The organism is Pseudoalteromonas sp. MB41 (assembly GCF_020966275.1).
GTDB lineage: Bacteria > Pseudomonadota > Gammaproteobacteria > Enterobacterales > Alteromonadaceae > Pseudoalteromonas > Pseudoalteromonas lipolytica.
In genome coordinates, this window is the sequence record NZ_JAJJZF010000001.1 from 723,220 (window position 1) to 743,276 (window position 20,057).

General features: G+C 42.8%; 18 protein-coding genes. 5 read left to right on the forward strand and 13 right to left on the reverse strand.

From position 1 onward, the window contains the following. The first annotated feature begins 18 nt into the window (after positions 1-18). On the forward strand, positions 19-216 hold the full coding sequence (locus LPA49_RS03255; protein WP_036966535.1) for a CsbD family protein: 198 nt from the start codon (positions 19-21) through the stop codon (positions 214-216). 78 nt (positions 217-294) lie between these two features. Here LPA49_RS03255 and LPA49_RS22350 read toward each other — a convergent pair whose 3' ends face one another. The 4 genes from LPA49_RS22350 to metA form a co-directional block, all read right to left on the reverse strand. Beyond that, the gene (locus tag LPA49_RS22350; RefSeq protein ID WP_180311039.1) at positions 295-1,335 is read right to left on the reverse strand and encodes a GGDEF domain-containing protein; all 1,041 of its coding nucleotides are present in this window, start codon (positions 1,333-1,335) and stop codon (positions 295-297) included. 225 nt (positions 1,336-1,560) lie between these two features. Next, positions 1,561-4,191 carry a methionine synthase gene (metH, locus tag LPA49_RS03265; protein WP_180311040.1) on the reverse strand — a complete coding sequence of 877 codons (2,631 nt, stop codon included), beginning with the start codon at positions 4,189-4,191 and terminating at the stop codon, positions 1,561-1,563. 10 nt (positions 4,192-4,201) lie between these two features. Then, a complete protein-coding gene (locus LPA49_RS03270) occupies positions 4,202-5,269 on the reverse strand; it encodes a homocysteine S-methyltransferase family protein (protein WP_065978650.1) in 1,068 nt (355 codons plus the stop codon). Continuing rightward, on the reverse strand, positions 5,259-6,206 hold the full coding sequence (gene metA, locus LPA49_RS03275) for a homoserine O-succinyltransferase (protein WP_036966526.1): 948 nt from the start codon (positions 6,204-6,206) through the stop codon (positions 5,259-5,261). Before metA ends, LPA49_RS03270 begins: the two co-directional genes overlap by 11 nt. Positions 6,207-6,658: 452 nt before the next feature. Between metA and ettA the strand changes: the two genes are divergently transcribed. From ettA to LPA49_RS03290, 3 genes are all read left to right on the forward strand, one after another. Continuing rightward, positions 6,659-8,332 (forward strand): energy-dependent translational throttle protein EttA, encoded by a 1,674-nt coding sequence (gene ettA / locus LPA49_RS03280; RefSeq protein WP_036966523.1) that lies wholly within the window; start codon positions 6,659-6,661, stop codon positions 8,330-8,332. Positions 8,333-8,481: 149 nt separating this feature from the next. Beyond that, the gene (locus LPA49_RS03285) at positions 8,482-8,847 is read left to right on the forward strand and encodes a PilZ domain-containing protein (protein ID WP_180311041.1); all 366 of its coding nucleotides are present in this window, start codon (positions 8,482-8,484) and stop codon (positions 8,845-8,847) included. Positions 8,848-8,900: 53 nt separating this feature from the next. Continuing rightward, positions 8,901-9,809: a histone deacetylase gene (locus tag LPA49_RS03290; RefSeq protein WP_180311042.1), complete on the forward strand. Its 909-nt coding sequence runs from the start codon at positions 8,901-8,903 to the stop codon at positions 9,807-9,809. A 152-nt stretch (positions 9,810-9,961) separates the two neighbouring features. Here the strand turns inward: LPA49_RS03290 and cyoE are convergent, their stop codons facing one another. From cyoE to LPA49_RS03320, 6 genes are all read right to left on the reverse strand, one after another. Continuing rightward, the gene (cyoE, locus tag LPA49_RS03295; RefSeq protein ID WP_180311043.1) at positions 9,962-10,846 is read right to left on the reverse strand and encodes a heme o synthase; all 885 of its coding nucleotides are present in this window, start codon (positions 10,844-10,846) and stop codon (positions 9,962-9,964) included. A 146-nt stretch (positions 10,847-10,992) separates the two neighbouring features. After that, positions 10,993-11,352 carry a cytochrome o ubiquinol oxidase subunit IV gene (gene cyoD, locus LPA49_RS03300; protein ID WP_065978652.1) on the reverse strand — a complete coding sequence of 120 codons (360 nt, stop codon included), beginning with the start codon at positions 11,350-11,352 and terminating at the stop codon, positions 10,993-10,995. Further along, the gene (gene cyoC / locus LPA49_RS03305; RefSeq protein WP_036966507.1) at positions 11,352-11,987 is read right to left on the reverse strand and encodes a cytochrome o ubiquinol oxidase subunit III; all 636 of its coding nucleotides are present in this window, start codon (positions 11,985-11,987) and stop codon (positions 11,352-11,354) included. Before cyoC ends, cyoD begins: the two co-directional genes overlap by 1 nt. Further along, positions 11,984-13,972: a cytochrome o ubiquinol oxidase subunit I gene (cyoB, locus tag LPA49_RS03310; RefSeq protein ID WP_036966505.1), complete on the reverse strand. Its 1,989-nt coding sequence runs from the start codon at positions 13,970-13,972 to the stop codon at positions 11,984-11,986. Before cyoB ends, cyoC begins: the two co-directional genes overlap by 4 nt. 2 nt (positions 13,973-13,974) lie before the next feature. Further along, entirely contained in the window at positions 13,975-14,889 is a 915-nt protein-coding gene (cyoA, locus tag LPA49_RS03315; RefSeq protein ID WP_065978653.1) for a ubiquinol oxidase subunit II, read from the reverse strand. Positions 14,890-15,125: 236 nt separating this feature from the next. Next, a complete protein-coding gene (locus LPA49_RS03320; RefSeq protein WP_036966501.1) occupies positions 15,126-15,545 on the reverse strand; it encodes a hypothetical protein in 420 nt (139 codons plus the stop codon). Between the two features lie 415 nt (positions 15,546-15,960). On the opposite strand from LPA49_RS03320, the gene LPA49_RS03325 reads away from it, so the two are divergent. Then, complete coding sequence (locus LPA49_RS03325; RefSeq protein WP_230235569.1) at positions 15,961-17,316, forward strand: M14 family zinc carboxypeptidase; 1,356 nt, start codon at positions 15,961-15,963, stop codon at positions 17,314-17,316. Positions 17,317-17,382: 66 nt separating this feature from the next. On the opposite strand, the gene nqrM is transcribed toward LPA49_RS03325, so the two are convergent. The 3 genes from nqrM to nqrF all read right to left on the reverse strand — a co-directional run bounded on the left by nqrM (position 17,383) and on the right by nqrF (position 20,047). Beyond that, the gene (gene nqrM / locus LPA49_RS03330) at positions 17,383-17,595 is read right to left on the reverse strand and encodes a (Na+)-NQR maturation NqrM (RefSeq protein WP_036966498.1); all 213 of its coding nucleotides are present in this window, start codon (positions 17,593-17,595) and stop codon (positions 17,383-17,385) included. Between the two features lie 78 nt (positions 17,596-17,673). Further along, entirely contained in the window at positions 17,674-18,705 is a 1,032-nt protein-coding gene (locus tag LPA49_RS03335) for an FAD:protein FMN transferase (protein ID WP_075594433.1), read from the reverse strand. Positions 18,706-18,820: 115 nt separating this feature from the next. Beyond that, positions 18,821-20,047, reverse strand: coding sequence for an NADH:ubiquinone reductase (Na(+)-transporting) subunit F (nqrF, locus tag LPA49_RS03340; protein ID WP_036966491.1), 1,227 nt, complete (start codon positions 20,045-20,047; stop codon positions 18,821-18,823). Positions 20,048-20,057: the final 10 nt, after the last annotated feature.

A 20,057-nucleotide genomic window follows, 5' to 3' on the forward strand; every position in this document is an offset into this window, starting at 1 on the left:
CAAAGTAAGGAGATTATGATGAACAGCGATCGTTTAGAAGGCAATTGGAAAGAGTTAAAAGGTAAAGCACAACGTAAATGGGGTGAACTTACCGATGGCGATTTAGATAAAATTGAAGGTAGCCGTAAAGAGCTTGTTGGTAAAATCCAACAAAAATACGGCAAATCGAAAGAAGAAGCTGAGAGCGAAGTCAGTGACTTTGAAAATAGTCACTAATTTTGCACATAAAAAGACCCCCAGTAATTGGAATGTCCAACTATTGGGGGTCACTTCATTTTGGCGGTTTTTTATTACCTAAGCAGGTGAATGTGTTTCACTATCTAGCTCAGCAACGGTTTGGTTTTTACCGTGTGATTTAGCAAGGTATAAACACTTATCTGCCACACTTAAACAGTGATCAATGCTCTCGTTAGAAGCCCGCTGATGAAGCCCTATGCTCAGCGTCACTTTAAAATTATGAACCCCTTGTTGGAATGCATGTTGCGCCAATTGCTGGTGAATGTTTTCAGCTAATTGTCTTGCTCTACGCTCATGTCCTTGCGGGGTCACAATAAGGAACTCTTCTCCGCCCCAGCGAGCAACAATGTCTTCTTCGCCACTCACACTTTTGAGGATTGAAGCAATGAAAGTGAGCACATCATCACCAATTTGATGACCATAGGTGTCATTCACTTGTTTAAAGTTATCTACATCAATCAACAAAAAGACAGCCCCTTCGTTAAAACGCGCATCTTGCAAGCATTCAGTAGCATAACGGCGATTAAACAAATCGGTCATGGCATCAATACGGGCTAATTTTTGATTTATTTTTAGTTGCTCAATAAGCTCTCGACTGTACTTATTACGGTAATACTCGTAGAAACCACCAAGAATACAAAGAATCGAAAAACACAGCATGACACGGGTCGTAAAATAATGATTCGGATAGCTGTAATACCCAAGCTTATCGGTGAAGTAAAACAGCACTGAAATCACAATAGCCAGTATGATTAAGTCAAATGCGCCGCGTTTTAAACCTCGTATAAAAAAGGTAACAGGCGATACAATAAATAACCACAAAGGCCCAGTTCCATTATTACCACCCGACACAATCAAAAAGCACATCATCGAGTACAAGGCATAAAGCATTAACACAGCAATAGCACGGTCGCGATTTTTAAGGACAAAGGGCGATACAAAAACAAAGCCGCCAATAACCAGTAAAAAACTGAGCGTTATGTAGCCATCTTGGTAGCTTGTAACCGACATTACAAAAGAAGTAATGGCACCAATAAATGCAAATACGCGTAAAAATAGCGCTTTATCTTTGTCACTTGCGCTGCTTGAATCAATCACACCTTTACCCTAATTTCCTTGCTTTACACTAATAACTTTAACACAAATATTTAAATTTGAAGGATATTGGCCTCATTTCACATGCTAAATGCTGATTAAAAGGAAGAAAGTATGATTTTAAAGCGCGTTTTAACGGAGGTAGAAATGCAATTTACCTTAAATAAAAACAAAAAAGCACCGTAAGTTAAGTACTTACGGTGCTTTTGAATAGCACGTTATTGCTTTTTACTCTGGCTCATAGCCTAAATTAGGCGATAACCAGCGCTCTGCTTCTTCAAGCGTCATGTTGGTGCGCTTAGCGTAGTCTTCAACCTGATCTTTTTGAATCTGCGCCACGGCATAGTATTTAGAATCCGGGTGAGAAAAATACCAACCAGACACCGCCGCTCCCGGCCACATTGCGTAAGAGCTCGTCAACTTCATACCTATGCGATTTTCAGTATCGAGTAGCTGCCAGATTTTCTTTTTCTCTGTGTGCTCAGGGCACGCAGGGTAACCCGGTGCAGGACGAATACCTTGGTAATTTTCGCGAATAAGCTCATCATTCGATAAGTTTTCATCGCTTGCATAGCCCCAATACTCTTTACGTACCTGCTCATGCAAATATTCCGCAAAAGCCTCTGCTAAACGGTCTGCAACGGCTTTAACCATAATTTTGTTATAGTCATCTTGTTTCGCATCGAAGGCATCAGCAAGGTCGTCTTCTTCAAGCCCTCCGGTTACGGCAAAGGCACCAAAGTAGTCGGGGACTCCTTTGGGGGCGATGTAATCCGCTAAACAATAATTCGCAAAATCGGTTTTTTCTGTTTGCTGACGCAGATGGCACGAGGTTGTTAACACGTCTGTACGCGTTTCATCGGTGTAAATTTCAATGTCATCACCCACTCGGTTTGCCGGGAATAAACCAATCACGCCCAGTGGTTGTAGCGCACCTGACTGTTCTAAATCGTCAAGCATCGCATTGGCATCAGCAAATAAGCTTTGCGCTTGCTCACCCACAATTTCATCGTTAAGAATACGCGGATACTTCCCTGCGATTGACCATGTCATGAAATACGGTGTCCAATCGATGTACTGTCTTAACGTGGCAATCGACACATTTTTAAACTCTGTCACTCCGAGCTTTTTAGGCACGGGTGGGGTGTAGTTATCCCAGTCAAGTTGTGCGGCATTATCGCGAGCACGTTGAATGGTGACAGGCTTCGAGCGTGGTTTTTTACGCGATTGCTGTTCACGTACTTTTTCGTACTCCGCTTTGGTTTTTTCTAAAAACGCAGGTTTTAACTCTTTAGACAATAGGTTAGAGACCACACCAACAGCACGACTGGCATTATTTACATACACCACACCTTTATCGTACTGTGGCTCAATTTTCACTGCGGTATGGGCTTTCGAGGTAGTAGCACCCCCAATTAATAAGGGTAAGTCGAAACCACGACGAGTCATTTCTTTAGCAACATGCACCATTTCATCTAATGAGGGCGTAATAAGGCCTGATAAACCGATAATATCGGCTTTTTCGTCAATCGCGGTTTGTAGAATTTTTTCCGCAGGCACCATCACACCTAAATCGATCACGTCGTAGTTATTACATTGCAGTACTACGCCAACAATGTTTTTACCAATATCATGTACATCGCCTTTAACGGTCGCCATAACCACTTTACCGTTCGTGGCACCTTCTTCTTTTTCTGCTTCGATATAGGGGTCTAGGTAAGCCACTGCGCGTTTCATTACGCGCGCCGATTTAACCACCTGCGGTAAGAACATTTTACCTGCACCAAATAAATCACCCACCACATTCATGCCATCCATCAGCGGGCCTTCAATCACATGAATAGGCTTATCAGCTGCAGCTCGGCACTCTTCAGTGTCTTCGTCGATATACTCAGTAATGCCTTTTACAAGCGCATGTTCTAGGCGCTTTTCAACGGACCATGTACGCCACTCTAAATCTTCAACTCGCTCAGCTTGCGCCATCCCTGAGTATTTTGGAGCCAGCTCTACAAGGCGCTCACCCGCACCGGGGTCGGTATTCAGTATAACGTCTTCAACGGCTTTTCTAAGCTCAGCCGGAATATCGTCATACACAGCCAACTGGCCTGCATTCACAATCCCCATATCCATGCCCGCTTTAATGGCATGGTATAAAAATACTGAGTGGATCGCTTCACGTACGGGGTTGTTACCACGGAACGAGAACGACACGTTTGACACCCCGCCCGACACTTTACAGTACGGTAGGTTTTGCTTTATTCGGCGCGTGCCTTCAATAAATTCAACAGCATAGTTGTCGTGCTCTTCAATCCCGGTTGCTACTGCAAATATATTCGGGTCGAAGATAATGTCTTCTGGTGGAAAACCAATCTCGTCCACTAGAATACGGTAACTCCGCTCACAAATTTCAAATTTACGATCTGCGGTTTCTGCTTGTCCGTCGGTGTCAAACGCCATGACGACTGCAGCAGCACCAAAACGTTTAATTAACTTTGCCTGACGAATAAAAGGCTCTTCACCTTCTTTCAGTGAAATTGAGTTTACAATCGCCTTGCCTTGAATACATTTTAAGCCGGCTTCAATAACTTCCCATTTTGATGAGTCGATCATGATCGGTACTTTAGAAATATCTGGCTCAGAGGCAATCAAGTTCAGAAACTTCACCATCGCGGCTTTTGAATCCAACATGGCTTCATCCATGTTGATATCAATGATCTGTGCACCATTTTCGACTTGTTCACGGGCAACATTAAGGGCGGTTTCGTAATCTTCTTCCATGATCAATCGCTTGAACATGGCTGAACCGGTCACATTGGTACGTTCGCCGACGTTAGTAAATACTGCTATTTGTTGTGTCATTTCGGCTACCTTAGTTTAAGTTACACGCTTCAAGGCCCGATAAGCGCATACGCACTTCAAGCTCAGGCAATGGACGAGGCTTAACTCCTGCAAGGCCTTTGGCAAAGGCTTTAATGTGTGCAGGGGTTGTACCACAGCAACCACCAACAATATTAATAAAGCCTGACTTGCCCCAATCGATTATTTCTTCAGCCATTTCAGGTGCTTCTAAATCGTACTCACCAAACTCATTGGGTAAACCTGCATTAGGGTGAACCGAGGTAAAAGTTTCACAAACGCGTGATAACTCTTCGACATATTGGCGTAATAAATCCGGACCCAGTGCGCAGTTAAGACCAATAGATAACGGCTTAATATGACGAATCGAATTATAAAAAGCTTCGGTCGTTTGCCCCGATAAAGTTCGCCCTGAGGCATCAGTAATGGTGCCTGAGATCATGACAGGCAACGTGCGCCCTGCTTGCTCAAAGGCTTCTTCTACTGCGAACGAGGCCGCTTTTGCATTTAAGGTATCGAATATGGTCTCGATTAAGATTAAATCAACTCCCCCTTCCATCAGTGCCAAGGTTGATTCAACGTATGCTGTCACTAACTTATCAAAGCTAATGTTACGATAACCGGGGTCATTGACATCAGGCGAAATAGAACAAGTTTTTGACGTTGGCCCTAATACCCCCGCCACATAACGAGGTTTACTTGGATCTTTTGCTTCAAATTCATCGCAGACACTGCGAGCAAGCTTGGCTGATTCTAGGTTGATCTCACGGCTTAAATTCGCCATGTCGTAATCTTCCATCGAAATAGTGGTGGCATTAAACGTATTGGTTTCGATAATGTCGGCACCTGCATTAAGGTATGCGCGGTGAATATCAGCAATAATCTTTGGCTGAGTAAGGCTTAATAAATCATTATTGCCTTTAATAAGGACATGCCAGTCTTTAAAACGCTCACCGCGATAGTCTTGTTCTTCTAATTTATGTTCTTGGATCATGGTGCCCATCGCGCCATCGAGGATCAAAATTCGCTGCTTGAGCGCCTCGGTTAATTGTTCGCGTTTATTCACTGCATTACTCGGCATAGTTGTTAGTCCTTACGTCTTGGCTAACTAGGTTAATATCATACGGTGTTGTTTGGTACACGTAGTAGTTTAACCAATTCGAAAACAATAAAAAGGCGTGACTTTGCCATGTTTTCGACGGTTCGTTATCTGGGTTATCGTCAGGGAAATAGTTTTCTGGTTTTGGCGCATCGTCTGACTTTTCGCAGTCGCGTAAATATTCCCCTTTTAATGTATGCGCATCATACTCAGGATGGCCCGTTATATATACTTGGCTGCCTGATTTATTCTTAATTAAATACGCCCCAACACGCTCAGACCCTGCTAATACTACTAAATCATCACAGCTGTTAATTTTTTCAATATCAATGTGGCCATAGCGCGAGTGCGGAACTAAAAAGGTATCATCAAAACCGCGCGTTAACGCGGCATGCTCAAAATAACTTTTGTGCGTAAACACGCCACTGAGCTTATTAGGCATTAACTCTCGTTTTAAACCATAGTGATGATAAAGCCCTGCGTGAGCCGCCCAACATGAAAATAATGTTGACGTAACGTGGTGCTCAGCCCAGTCTAAAATCACTTTTAGCTCATCCCAGTAAGCAACGTCGTCATACTCTAAATGTGCAAGCGGCGCGCCTGTGATGATCATGGCATCGTAGTTATTGTCTTTTACTTCAGAAAAGTAACGATAAAACGTATCGAGGTGTTGCTCTGAGGTACTGCTACTTCGGTGGGTGTCTAAACGCAGCAGCTCAACATTCACTTGCAACGGTGAATTAGCCAACAACCGAATAAACTGCACTTCGGTTTCCACTTTATTCGGCATTAAGTTTAAGATGGCCAAACGCATTGGACGAATTTCTTGCGTTTTCGCACGACTTTTAGGCATTACAAATACGTTCTCTTGACGTAATTTTACAATTGCGGGCAATTCATCTTTGACTGTAATGGGCATAGTGGGCTCCGAGCATACTTATTAGACTGCTAATTATGAACGGATAGTTAGAAATTTCAACCTCTAGATGTTTAGATGTCCAAATGATTTTTTTATTTGTGCTAAAGCAACCTCTTAGGAAGCCAGTTTCGTTGATGCGCAGGCCCTTAAATTGCTAAAAGCAGTGCCTCTGCGAATGACGGTTGTGTTTAATCACGATAAAAGAGTAAGCATCTCAAAAAGTGGCTTGTTATTGTGTTTAAGCCAACACCGCTGTAAAAATGACTTTTAAGCCTTTGTGCAATGCTTATAAGGCGCTTACTCTGCATTTATGCTCCTTAAATGCATGCGCTATTTTTGCAAAGCAGTACCATGATATTAAGCCCCTGATAAACGCTGAATTCTGTATTTTGAGGTGGTTTGGGTATACAATAGTGGCTGTTAATTTTTCTTATAAATTGAAGGCTCTTTTCATGGTGTTACCAGATAAGTTTATATTCTCGATGAGTCGAGTTTCTAAAGTTGTGCCGCCTAAGCGCACTATCTTAAAAGATATCTCTTTACACTTTTTCCCGGGCGCAAAAATTGGTGTGCTTGGTCTAAATGGCGCAGGTAAATCGACGTTACTTCGCATTATGGCAGGTGTTGACCAAGACTTTGAAGGTGAAGCTCGTCCACAACCTGGCACAAAAATAGGTTACTTACCGCAAGAGCCTGTTTTAGACGAAAACAAAACAGTACGCGAAACCGTTGAAGAAGCCGTAAGCGAAGTAAAAAATGCGCTAAACCGTCTTGATGAAGTATACAACGAGTATGCTATGGAAGATGCTGACTTTGATGCACTTGCAAAAGAGCAAGGCGAGCTTGAAGCAATTATCCAAGCACACGACGGTCACAATATCGATAACGTATTAGAGCGCGCAGCAGATGCTCTTCGTTTACCACCGTGGGATGCTAAAATTGAACACCTTTCGGGTGGTGAGCGTCGCCGTGTTGCAATCTGTCGTTTACTGCTTGAAAAACCAGACATGCTGATTCTTGACGAACCAACCAACCACTTAGACGCAGAGTCTGTGGCATGGTTAGAGCGTTTCTTACACGACTACGAAGGTACTGTGGTCGCTGTAACCCACGACCGTTACTTCTTAGATAACGTTGCTGGGTGGATTCTAGAACTTGACCGTGGTGAAGGTATTCCGTGGGAAGGTAACTACTCATCATGGCTTGAGCAAAAAGATTTACGTTTACAACAAGAACAAAAATCTGAAAAAGCACGTCAAAAGTCAATTGCACAAGAACTTGAATGGGTTCGTTCAAATCCGAAAGGCCGTCAAGCTAAGTCTAAAGCGCGTATGGCACAGTTCTCTGAGCTACAACAGAACGATTACCAAAAACGTAACGAAACGAATGAGCTATTCATTCCACCGGGTCCACGCTTAGGCGACCAAGTTATTGAAGTAAAAGGTCTTAAGAAGAGCTTTGGCGATCGTGTTTTAATCGACGACTTAAACTTTGCGATGCCAAAAGGTGCAATCGTAGGTATTATCGGTGCCAATGGTGCGGGTAAATCAACCTTATTCAAAATGTTAAGCGGTGAAGAAAAGCCAGACAGTGGTGAAATCCTTGTGGGTGAAACAGTTGAGCTTGCTACCGTTGATCAGTTCCGTGGCGACATGGATGAAAGCAACACCGTTTTCCAAGAGATCTCTAACGGTCAAGACGTATTAAAAATTGGTAACTTTGAATTCCAAAGCCGCGCCTATGTTGGTCGCTTTAACTTCAAAGGTAACGACCAACAAAAATTCGTTAAAGACTTATCAGGCGGTGAGCGAAACCGTTTACACCTTGCAAAGCTATTAAAAGCGGGTGGTAACGTATTACTACTGGATGAGCCGACTAACGATCTTGATGTTGAAACACTTCGTGCACTTGAGAACGCAATTCTAGAGTTCCCAGGCTGTGTAATGTGTATCTCGCATGACCGTTGGTTCCTTGACCGTATCGCTACGCATATTCTTGATTACCGTGACGAAGGCCAAATTAACTTCTTCGATGGTAACTACACAGAATACGAAGAGTGGTTGAAGAAAACCTTAGGCGCAGAAGCCGCACAACCTAAGCGTATTAAATATAAAAAGATTGGTTAATTTACCGTCTTATTCAAAAGCCCCTTCTTGGGGCTTTTTTGTGACCGATAACGTTTACCAGCAATCGTTTCACTCACACCTTGCATATTGAACTATACTGATTTTAGCGAATTAAGTTTATGAAACGACAATGACTTGGGGATCACACCATGAATGAGCGTAGACAGTTTTCTCGGGTATTATTTTCTTGCCCTGCAACGCTTTGTATTGATGAGTATAAGTATCAATGTCAACTGCTTGATTTATCCTTGCATGGTGCGCTTATAACCAAAAGCGATTCATTTTTAGTTCCTATCCACAGTAAAGCCGTTTTATCGTTTACCCTACCCGACTCAACTGTAGAGATTAAAATGCGAGTCGAGTTGTGCCATGTAGAACAGCAGCATGCTGGACTTATTTGCGAACATATTGATATCGACAGTATCAGTCATTTGAAGCGCCTGATTGAGCTGAACTTAGGCGATGAAGGCCTATTACATCGTGAGTTAGCACACTTAATTCACGTACCAGAGTAAACAACGGCGAATAAATTCGCTATGCTGTAGCAAATCCCGTTATTAAATGAGTTATGTACTTAAACCCCCACTTACCCTTGGTATATCACCCTAATTATTCCTTTAGCTTCGATCCTAACCATCGCTTTGTAATGAGTAAATTTGCTTATTTATATGACCATGTTCAAAGCCTTGGCCTGATCAGTGATAATTTAGTACAGCCGATATTAGGCAGCCCCGCACCACTGGAACTGGTGCATTGCGATGACTACATTAATGACCTGTGGCATAACCGCTTGGATGAAAAAGCCATGCGCCGAATTGGTTTACCTTGGTCTGAACAATTGATGGCACGAACATTCACAGCCCCACTTGGCACCTTACAAACCGCACGCCTCGCTTTAAAACATGGGCTTGCCTGCCACTTAGCTGGCGGCACTCATCATGCCCATTATGATTTTGGTTCGGGTTATTGCATGGTAAACGATTTAGCGTTCACCAGTGAAACACTGATAAAGAGCGGCGAAGTGACCAATGTGCTGATTTTTGACTTAGATGTTCACCAAGGTGATGGCACTGCAGCCATGCTCACCCATCAACCCTATGCGTATACGTGTTCGATTCATTGTGAGAAGAACTTTCCATTTCGCAAATCAGCCAGTGATCTCGATATTGGCTTAAACCCGGGTGTTAGCGATAAAGAGTACATTGGCATCGTTGATGATACGCTAAGTTACTTACTAAAAACCCTTAATCCAGATTTAGTACTTTACGATGCAGGCGTTGATGTATGGCAGCAAGATGGCCTAGGAAAATTAGATATAAGCTGGCAAGGTATTGAACAACGCGACCATTTAGTCCTTAAGCGTTGCCTTGAACATAATGTGCCTGTCGCAACGGTCATTGGTGGTGGCTATGATAAAGATCATCGCCGCTTAGCCGCTCGCCATGGCATTGTGGTTGAGCAAGCTGCACAGTTTTAGTGATACCACTTGTAGTCACACGAAAGATAGTGAGGGGTTAGTTAAAAAATTGGTCTAACTCGTTTTATTAACTAACGAAACGAAAAAAGGCCCGGTGGAGAAAAAACCGGGCCTTTGCTACTGTAACATTGGGATATGTTAGCAACTTTTTTCTAAGTTAAAACCAGTAGCTGAGGAGCTACTGAGTGGTAATCTAAAGCCATCGCTATGCTCAAAACCGTAATATTTACTATCGAAAAAGCAAACACTTGGCGCGCCCAACCGCTTACATCAATATTGCGACGATAACCTCTGAGCGCCATAAGCAACCACCAAAAACTCGTTGTACAAGCTACAGCCATGAAAGCTAAACCTGTATAACCACTAATGGTTAATAACATCACAACCAACGCATACACGGCGATATATAAAACAATGTGATGCTTTGCCTTTTCGATCCCTTGCGCTACGGGTAACACGGGAATTCTGGCCGCTTGGTAGTCGTTATAACGAAAGATTGCAATTGCATATGAATGAGGCATTTGCCATAAACTAAACATTACCAATAAAATCAAAGCACCGGCATCAAACTGTCCCGTTACCGCACAATAGCCCACCACAGGTGGAACTGCGCCCGATAAACTACCGACAAAGGTGCCATACACAGAACGACGTTTCATATATAAGCTGTATACACCGACGTAAATGACGTAACCAAACGTAGCAAATAAGAGTGCCACCACGTTGGTATAAACGGCTAATAATGTGAAACCAAAAACACCCAGCACGATGCCATGTGCCATAGCGGCCTTTGCTGACATTTCGCCAGTGACTGTGACGCGTTTGCGAGTGCGCGCCATTGCAACATCAATATCACGATCAATCACATTATTGATAGCGCATCCAGATGCCACAACTAAAGATAACCCAAGCAAAGTTGCGACCATTAACCATGGGTCAACATCGCCACGAGAGGCTAGCAAGAATCCCCCCGCAACAGAGATTAAATTGCCCATGATAATGCCAGGTTTAGTGACATTTAAATAACGTCGAAACACTTCCTCGACTCCTCTAATATTCTGCACAAACGCAAAATTACGAAAGAAACTAGCTAATAACAGACTGTCAGAACTGGAGACATAATCTCAAACTAACCAGCTCCTTTCGTAAATCTTTATATCAATTACATAAAAATAATTGTTATTTAATACATCATCATGGCGTTCGATTCGTAGATGATCCACACCGACAAACCAACCACCATCACGATAATTATGGCGCTGAAGATAAATGACAATGAGCTGGCTTTGCCGTCTTCAGTTTTAAAGCTTAAATGCAAGAAGTACTTTAAATGCACCCAAATTTGCACAACCGCCATAGTCACAATGCACCACACGGTGGCTGGTTTTGAAAACGACCCACTCATCACAGCCCAAAATGGAATAGCCGTTAAAATCACTGACAACACAAAGCCAATAAAATAGTCTTTCATACTGCCATGTGATTGTGTGTCGTGTGCGTGTACTTCTAAGTTATTAATGACATGCGATTCACTGTGACTCATTACATTGCTCCCATTAAATAAACAACGGTAAACACACAGATCCACACCACATCTAAAAAGTGCCAGAACAAACTTAAACAACTTAAGCGTGTCACTGTTTGCGGGTTTAAACCACGACGAACAACTTCGATCATCATGATTGTCATCCAAATTAAACCCGCTGTTACATGCAGACCATGTAAACCGACTAAAGAGAAAAACGACGTTAAAAAGGCACTGTGTTGCGGGCCATTACCGTGCGCAATTAGGTGATGAAACTCATACACTTCCATACCAATAAACACAGCACCAAAAGCAAAAGTGACAAGTAACCAGGTCAATGTTGCTGCCTTTTTCTGCGAATGTGCAGAAATCATCGCAAAGCCAAATGTAATACTACTTAGTAGGAGTGCCGCGGTTTCAACCGCGACAAAATCAAGTTCAAAAATGTCTTTGCCTGACACGCCGCCGGCTGTGTTCATAAACAGCACGGCATAAGTTGCAAAGAAAGAAGCAAATAATAAGCAGTCGGTCATTAAGTAAAGCCAAAAACCGAATACCGTGTTGCCACCTGTGTCGTGATGCTCACTATCATGTGCTTCAACATGACCTTGAGCATTACTTAAGGTGTTTAAATCTGCAGTGATAGTACTCATGCATTCACCCCTTTAGTCGCGGCGGTATTGTGCGCCGTTTCAAGTTCAACAATTTCATCTGGTTGCACGTAATAATCAACATCAGTTGTGTAACAACGTTTAATAAATATCGCGATAGCACCCAGTAAACCAAAGGCTGCAAGCCACCATATATGCCAAATCATGGCAAAACAGAACGTTGTTAATGCTCCGCTCATCAATACACCCGCTGGCGTATTTTTTGGCATGTGAATTGGGCTATAAGATGCTTCTTGTTTGTAAGCTAAGCCTTTTTCTTTCATGTCAGTCCATGCATCAATGTCATCAACATGGGGAATTTTTGCAAAGTTGTAGTACTGCGGAGGTGATGCAGACGCCCATTCAAGCGTATGACCATTCCATGGATCACCTGTTGTATCATCTAATTGCTCGCGGTTTTTAAAACTCACAACAAGTTGTACTACTTGGAACAAGATACCGAACATGATGATCACCGCACCGCCTGCTGCAATGTATAACCACATGTTCCAATCTGGGTTATTTGTGTGGTTTAAACGACGAGTCATACCTAAGAAACCAAGCACGTATAACGGCATGAATGCCACAAAGAAACCAATTAACCAGCACCAGAAAGACCTTCTGCCCCAGCGTTCGTCAAGTTTGAAGCCCATTGCTTTAGGGAACCAAAATGCGAAACCTGCTAAGTAACCGAACACTGCACCACCAATAATGGTGTTATGAAAGTGAGCGATTAAAAATAAGCTGTTGTGTAATACATAGTCAGCACCAGGGATTGCAAGTAATACACCGGTCATACCACCAATGGTGAATGTCACCATGAAACCCAGAGTCCAAAGTACGGGCACTGTGATTCGTAAACGACCACGGTACATAGTGAATAACCAATTAAAGAGTTTTACACCCGTCGGCACTGCAATCACCATGGTCATGACACCAAAGAAGGCATTAACGTTCGCACTTGACCCCATAGTGAAGAAGTGGTGAAGCCATACGATGAAACCTAAAATAGAAATCGCACCACTTGCATAAACCATCGACTTGTAGCCAAACAAACGTTTACCAGCGAAAGTAGAGATAACCTCTGAGAAAATACCAAACGCAGGTAAAATGAGAATGTAAACTTCAGGGTGACCCCACGCCCAGAATAAATTGATATACATCATCGCGTTACCACCTAATTCATTGGTGAAAAAGTGGAAATCGAGATAACGGTCAAGTGTCAGCATTGCAAGCACAGCAGTCAAAATTGGGAACGAGGCTGCAATTAAGATATTTGCCCACGTACATGCCCACGTAAAAATAGGCATTTTCATTAAGGTCATGCCGGGTGCACGCATCTTGAAAACTGTCACTAAGAAGTTAACCGACGTTAGCAAGGTACCTAAGCCGGATATTTGCAAGGCCCAGATATAATAATCGACCCCCACGCCCGGACTAAACGACAACTCGGATAATGGTGGATAGGCAACCCAGCCTGTTTTTGCAAACTCACCGAAAAACAGTGAAATATTTATTAATATCGCACCGCCAGCAGTTAGCCAAAAACTTAAATTATTTAAGAATGGGAAAGCAACATCACGTGCACCAATTTGCAGTGGCAAAATAATGTTCATTAGACCAATCATGAACGGCATCGCCATAAAGATGATCATGATCACCCCATGCGCCGTAAAAATTTGGTCGTAATGTTCAGGTGGTAAGTAACCACTTGCACCGCCCGTAGCCATTGCTAATTGTAATCGCATCATAATGGCATCAGCAAAGCCGCGGAATAACATAATAAGCGCAAGAATGATGTACATAACCCCTAAGCGCTTATGATCAATTGACGTGATCCAGTCGTGCCAAAGCACGCCCCATTTTTTATATTTTGTTACTAAGCCTGCAACTAGCAAGCCTAAGACAGCAACCACCGTCATGGTAACCATGATAATTGGTTCATGAAACGGGATTGCGTCTAATGTTAATTTACCTAACAACGACATGATTATTCCTCGTCCTCGCCGTGCCCTTTATGAGCAGAGTGCTCAGGCATTGCGTGTTGCATTGCACCGTGTGAGCCATGCGCTTGCATATACTTCATTACAATTGAATGAAACATATCTTTGTCGACACTGGCATAGTATTTAACTGGGTCGTATTCACTTGGCTTAGCTAGTTCAACATAGGTCTTTTTAGTAAGTGCAGACCCTGAATTTTTCACCTTATTTACCCATGCATCAAAGTCTGCTTGGGTTGGCGTGGCGATGGCATTAAACTTCATGCCTGTGAAACCTGCCCCACTGTAGTTAGCAGAGAAACCTTTAAAAGTACCCGGTTCATCAGCTATTAGATGCAGTTTGGTTTCCATGCCTGCCATTGAATAAATTTGGCTACCAAGCTGAGGTATGAAAAACGAGTTCATGGTGCTTTCTGAGGTAATCTTGTATTGAACAGGCACGTTAGCGGGAAACACCAACTCGTTGACTGTCGCAATGCCTTGCTCAGGGTAGATAAATAACCATTTCCAATTTAAAGACACCACTTCAACAGTGAGATGCTCACCTTTACCTTCTAGCGGTTTATAAGGGTCAAGCTCTTGCGTTGACTGCCAGGTGATCACACCTAAAATAACCACGATGATAATAGGAATAGCCCACACCACCGCTTCAATCTTGTTAGAGTGAGCCCACTTAGGAGCATAAATTTCTTGGTCTCGTCCATCACGGTATTTCCATGCAAAATAAATTGTCATGGCAATCACTGGGATTACAACAATCAGCATTAATACCGTTGCTACGATGATTAAATACTTTTCGTCGGCCCCAATTTGACCTTTTGGATCAAGTACCCCGCCTTCACAGCCAGTCAAAGCCAGCACTAAAGACGCTAGAGCAATATTACAAAGGTTACGAATTGACAAAGGAATATCCTACAACCTAAAAGTTAACACTTGTCGATAAGTACACGACGCTTTTCTGTAGCAACGAACGGCCACAGATATCCCTAGCCACATAACGAGCACAATTTATCGCCACGTTAAGAGAGGGAATAGTTAGGTCAGCTGACTGAAATTTGGACGTAGAAAGCCCACTAGGTGCTTAGTAAAGACAACTTAGAAAACGACTAAAATGGCTGAACTTAAGCAACAAAGCTTATTTACAGACAACCACTTACACGAGGAGGAGCACGACAGCCATGTGCGCTGTGTACTACTAAAGACTTTATCGTTTCACGTGCAGCGAAGGCCGCTTTACGTAAAATGACACCTGCACGACGCGCAGGAAAGAAATGGAAGACCAACCAGCATAAGCCAATTAATAATTGGCAAGACACCACGGGGTAAGCTAAAAAGCTCAATACATTAAGTAACGGTGTTTCATACAAAGCACCTTCGCTTAATAAACTTCTTAACTCATGTGCATCTTCTACCGCACCGTTAATTAGCATGGCTGAATTAATGATCAGCAAGGCTAAAACAGACAACAGTTCTTTGCCAGCAAAAAACGCACGCGCAGCTAATTGCAATCTAGCGAAACTAGATTGTTTAACACCTTGTGACGGATTAATTACTCGCAAAACACATGCCTTTTTATAACTTTAGCCGCAATAAAGGTAGACGCTCTACCCTATAATTAAGCGCGGCAACTTGATCTTCATCAATAAAGTTTCAGTAATTACTGAAATTTCGATGTGGAGTATAACAAAGTCAACGTACGGTACAAGTAGAATTTAACAGCACTGCGTTAAGTATTGTTTATTCAACTGATAAATAAATGTAAACAACCCCAAAATATGAAGCTAAGCATCTAAAAAAGCTAGAGTATTTAATATAGCAAAAAGCAATGCCTAAAAAGAAAATTGCATAAAAATGGCGTTTAAACACATACCTACTCAGTATCTACTTGTATTGTGTTACTGAACAAGGATTAGCCAAGAGAGCTAAAATATAATATTCTTCATTAAAACACGATTAAGAATAATAGAGTTATATATGTACCAGTATGCACTTACCACCGCCTTATTACTTAGCAGTTCTCATGCATTTGCAAACAGCATTGAAGACACAAGAGTTCATGGATTCGATAAGCCAGCAATTTATTACATCGATATAGAACCCCAACTAAAAAAAGCTGCTATGCACCCTGCAATTACTTTGCAACAGCTAGGTAGCTCATACCAAGGGCAACCAATAAATGCACTTGATATTGGCTCAGGCGCTATTAAAGTAATGATGTGGAGCCAAATGCATGGCGACGAAAACACCGCAACGGCAGCACTAATGGATTTTTTAACCTTTATCACAGCGCCTGAAAACGCGGCATGGTTAAAAGAGTGGCAAACAAAGCTTACACTGCGCATTATTCCTATGGTTAACCCTGACGGTGCCGCCATTCAAACGCGCCACAATGCACAAGGGATCGATCTTAATCGTGATGCGAAAGCTCTGCGCACCCAAGAAGGGCAAATTTTAATGGCGGCTGCAACGCAATTTAAGCCTGATTTTGGCTTTAACTTACACGATCAAAATGCCTATTATGGGGCTGGCAAAAAAGGCAAACAAGCAACCATCTCTGTGCTCGCACCGGCTTATAATGAAGCACGTGAAATTAATACCACGCGTGCAGAAGCGATGCAGTTTACGGCCCATTTGGCAGCCACGGTAGAAAACATGATCCCCGGCCACTTAGGCAAATACAACGACAGCTACTCATACCGCAGTTTTGGTGATACGTTTTCTGAAAAAGGGATTCGCACTATTTTAATTGAATCGGGTGCTTACCCTCAGGATCCAAACCGTCAAGTAGCGCGAAAAGTTAACCGTGTTCTTTATAAAAAGGCGATTGATTCTTTAGTAACGGGTGATTGGAAAAAAGCCACCGTAGCGCAGTATCATGCAATCCCATTTAATGCGAAAGATAATTGGGTCGACCTACTCATTGATGATGTGATTGTAAACAGTGAGATGGGTGACTATCAGATTGATATTGCCATAAATGATAAGGGTAGATTGCCTACCATCAAAGAACTCGGCGATATAAGTAGTATTCGCCAAGGTTACCAGACATTAGATGCCAGCAAATTGAGCTTTAATATAGGCAACAGCTACATTATTACGAAACCAATCACATTGACTGACAGCACTTATAAGGCGTTATTAAAAGAAGGCTATAGCTGTTTCTCAGGTCAGGTGCATAAACTCACGAATAACTCACAATGGCCTATATATACGTGTCCAAGAGTGTTCACCTCGATTCCAACACTTCATGCTCCTGCAGCCTTTTTGCTAACAGCAAACCATGCAAATCAATATGCAGTCCTGGGTGCTAAATTAATTGGGTTGAACTAGGTGCCTATTCGAGAATAAAAAATCGCGGGCATTAAAAAAGCGCCCCTTAGGCGCTTTTTTGTGTGGTTACAGAATTTGATTCTCTTTCCACGCTTGTTCTTTTGCCATGCGCTTTTTACGCTTGTCACATGGATCATCACAGTCACAGGCTTTATCGATACCCACGGCACCTAAGCCACCACAGCTACTGGCCATTGATTTCTTTTGCACAATCATGCCCACAGCCATCGCTGCCACAATTAAAATAAGTAGACCAAAAGTAAGAAGAAAAAGTGACATTGCTTTGCCCCTATCGTCAGCAATTAAATCAAGCCCATTCGACTGGGCTGCACGTATTATAAACTGCTTCTTGCTCTGCTACAAATATGGTTTAAAGGCAGGACTAGAATAAGTGACCAAGCCATTGTCTGACTTAGCAATTAAATACACTGGCAGGTCATGTTGTTCAGCGTATTTTTGCGCCCGCTCCATTCCCATTACCGTCAATGCTGTTGCTAAACCATCAGCCGTCATTGCCGAAGGGTGCAATACGGTAACAGATACCAAATCATGGCGGCTTGGCATCCCCGTCTCAGGGTCGATTAAGTGGCTATAGGTTACCCCATCCATCTCGTAGAAAATGCGATAATCACCCGACGTTGCAATGCCATTCGTGCCCGGCTCAATCACTTTATGTACTTTGCGCACACCCGGCTCAGCGTCGGGTTGTTCGATAGCGATTTTCCAGGTGATATTATCTGGCTTGATACCAGACACACGAAGCTCGCCGCCAATTTCGACCATATAATTTTCTAAGCCATGGCTTTCAATTACTTGCGCAACCTTATCAATACCGTAGCCTTTTGCTGTTGCTGAAAATGACAATTCTAAGCCATCCACCGTCTTCAGAAGACCAGCATCGCTTAACTGAAGCTTATCAACACCAATTTTCGCGACCATATCAGCCAGCGCTTCATCGCTTGGGCGTTTAGTCGGTTTTTTATCTGGACCAAAGCCCCATAAATCAATTAGTGGACCCATCGTCACATCAAGGGTTTTTGTAGATTCACCCAAACGAATAGACTCCGCAACGACCTGACGAAAATCATCACTGATCGGCATAACCTGCCCTGCAGGCAAGCGATTAAATTGATTAATTTCTGAGTCTGGAATATACGTCGACATAGATTGATTAACCTCTTTCAACACTTGCTTAATTTCAGGGTGCAAATCAATCCCTTCTAGCTTAGAAGGTTCAGCAAATACTTTAATGTGGTATGTCGTTCCCATGGTCTTACCTTCAAGATAGAGCTCTTGGGCTTTATCTGCTTGGCTGCAACCAGCCATGAGTAAAGTAACAGTTAGTAGGAAAAAGGCCACAAAGCCTTGGCGATAAAACACTTTATTCATAGCAACTCACCTTTTGGATACCAATCGACAGTGGTATAGAAATAAAAAAGCCTCGTAACACGGTGTGCTACGAGGCTTGTATTCTAACCAAAACTAATTGTTTTGTGTATGGGTGTTAGCCACCGAAGTCATCTAATAAGATGTTTTCGTCTTCTACACCTAAGTCTTTAAGCATGTTGATAACAGCTGCATTCATCATTGGAGGACCACACATGTAGAACTCACAATCTTCTGGCGCTTCATGATCTTTCAAGTAGTTTTCATAAAGTACGTTATGGATGAAGCCTGTGTAACCTTCCCAGTTATCTTCTGGTTGTGGATCAGACAGTGCTGTATGCCATACAAAGTTATCATTTTCTGCTGCTAAGCCGTCGAAATCTTCAACATAGAACATTTCACGCTTAGAACGCGCACCATACCAGAAACTCATCTTACGCTTAGATTTTAAGCGCTTAAGTTGGTCAAAGATATGTGAACGCATTGGTGCCATACCTGCACCACCACCTACGAATACCATTTCTGCATCAGTGTCTTTCGCGAAGAATTCACCGAATGGACCAGAAATAGTAACCTTATCGCCTGCTTTAAGTGACCAAATGTACGACGACATTTTACCACATGGAAGGCTTAGGTCTCTTGGCGGCGGCGTAGCGATACGCACGTTAAGCATAATAATGCCTTCTTCTTCTGGGTAGTTAGCCATTGAGTAAGCACGAATTGTTTCGTCGTCTACTTTAGACTCCAGATCGAAGAAACCAAAGTGGTTCCAGTCGCCACGATATTCTTCAGGAATATCGAAGTCAGCGTATTTAACGTGGTGCGCAGGGGCTTCGATTTGAATATAACCACCGGCACGGAACGGAACTGATTCGCCATCAGGAATTTGTAACTTAAGTTCCTTGATAAACGTTGCTTTGTTATCGTTTGAGATAACTTCACAATCCCACTTCTTAACACCGAAAATTGACTCTTCAAGTTCAATTTCCATGTCGTTTTTAACATTAACCTGACACGCTAAACGGCAGCCTTCACGGGCTTCACCTTTAGAGATGTGATCAAGTTCTGTTGGTAAGATATCGCCGCCACCTTCTTTAATGTGTACACGACACTGGCCACATGAGCCACCGCCACCACATGCAGATGATACGAAAATACCTGAATCAGACAGCGCGCCTAATAGCTTGCTACCTGCAGATGTTTTAATAGCTTTTTCTGGGTCGCCATTAATACCGATGATGATATCGCCGCTTGCAACTAACTTAGATTTAGCACCAATGATGACTAAAACTAGTAGTACAACGATAGCGATGAAAACACCAACACCTAAGAAAATCTCATTCATGATTTATCCT

Coding starts and splice junctions, on each gene's coding strand:
- cyoB (WP_036966505.1), bottom strand. CDS start 13,972: ATGTCGTTGTTAGGTAAATTAACATTAGACGCAATCCCGTTTCATGAA.
- LPA49_RS03255 (WP_036966535.1), top strand. CDS start 19: ATGAACAGCGATCGTTTAGAAGGCAATTGGAAAGAGTTAAAAGGTAAA.
- nqrM (WP_036966498.1), bottom strand. CDS start 17,595: ATGTCACTTTTTCTTCTTACTTTTGGTCTACTTATTTTAATTGTGGCA.
- metA (WP_036966526.1), bottom strand. CDS start 6,206: ATGCCCATTACAGTCAAAGATGAATTGCCCGCAATTGTAAAATTACGT.
- LPA49_RS03270 (WP_065978650.1), bottom strand. CDS start 5,269: ATGCCGAGTAATGCAGTGAATAAACGCGAACAATTAACCGAGGCGCTC.
- LPA49_RS03335 (WP_075594433.1), bottom strand. CDS start 18,705: ATGAATAAAGTGTTTTATCGCCAAGGCTTTGTGGCCTTTTTCCTACTA.
- LPA49_RS03325 (WP_230235569.1), top strand. CDS start 15,961: ATGTACCAGTATGCACTTACCACCGCCTTATTACTTAGCAGTTCTCAT.
- cyoD (WP_065978652.1), bottom strand. CDS start 11,352: ATGAGTCACAGTGAATCGCATGTCATTAATAACTTAGAAGTACACGCA.
- nqrF (WP_036966491.1), bottom strand. CDS start 20,047: ATGAATGAGATTTTCTTAGGTGTTGGTGTTTTCATCGCTATCGTTGTA.
- LPA49_RS03285 (WP_180311041.1), top strand. CDS start 8,482: ATGAATGAGCGTAGACAGTTTTCTCGGGTATTATTTTCTTGCCCTGCA.
- LPA49_RS03290 (WP_180311042.1), top strand. CDS start 8,901: ATGTACTTAAACCCCCACTTACCCTTGGTATATCACCCTAATTATTCC.
- cyoC (WP_036966507.1), bottom strand. CDS start 11,987: ATGAGTACTATCACTGCAGATTTAAACACCTTAAGTAATGCTCAAGGT.
- metH (WP_180311040.1), bottom strand. CDS start 4,191: ATGACACAACAAATAGCAGTATTTACTAACGTCGGCGAACGTACCAAT.
- ettA (WP_036966523.1), top strand. CDS start 6,659: ATGGTGTTACCAGATAAGTTTATATTCTCGATGAGTCGAGTTTCTAAA.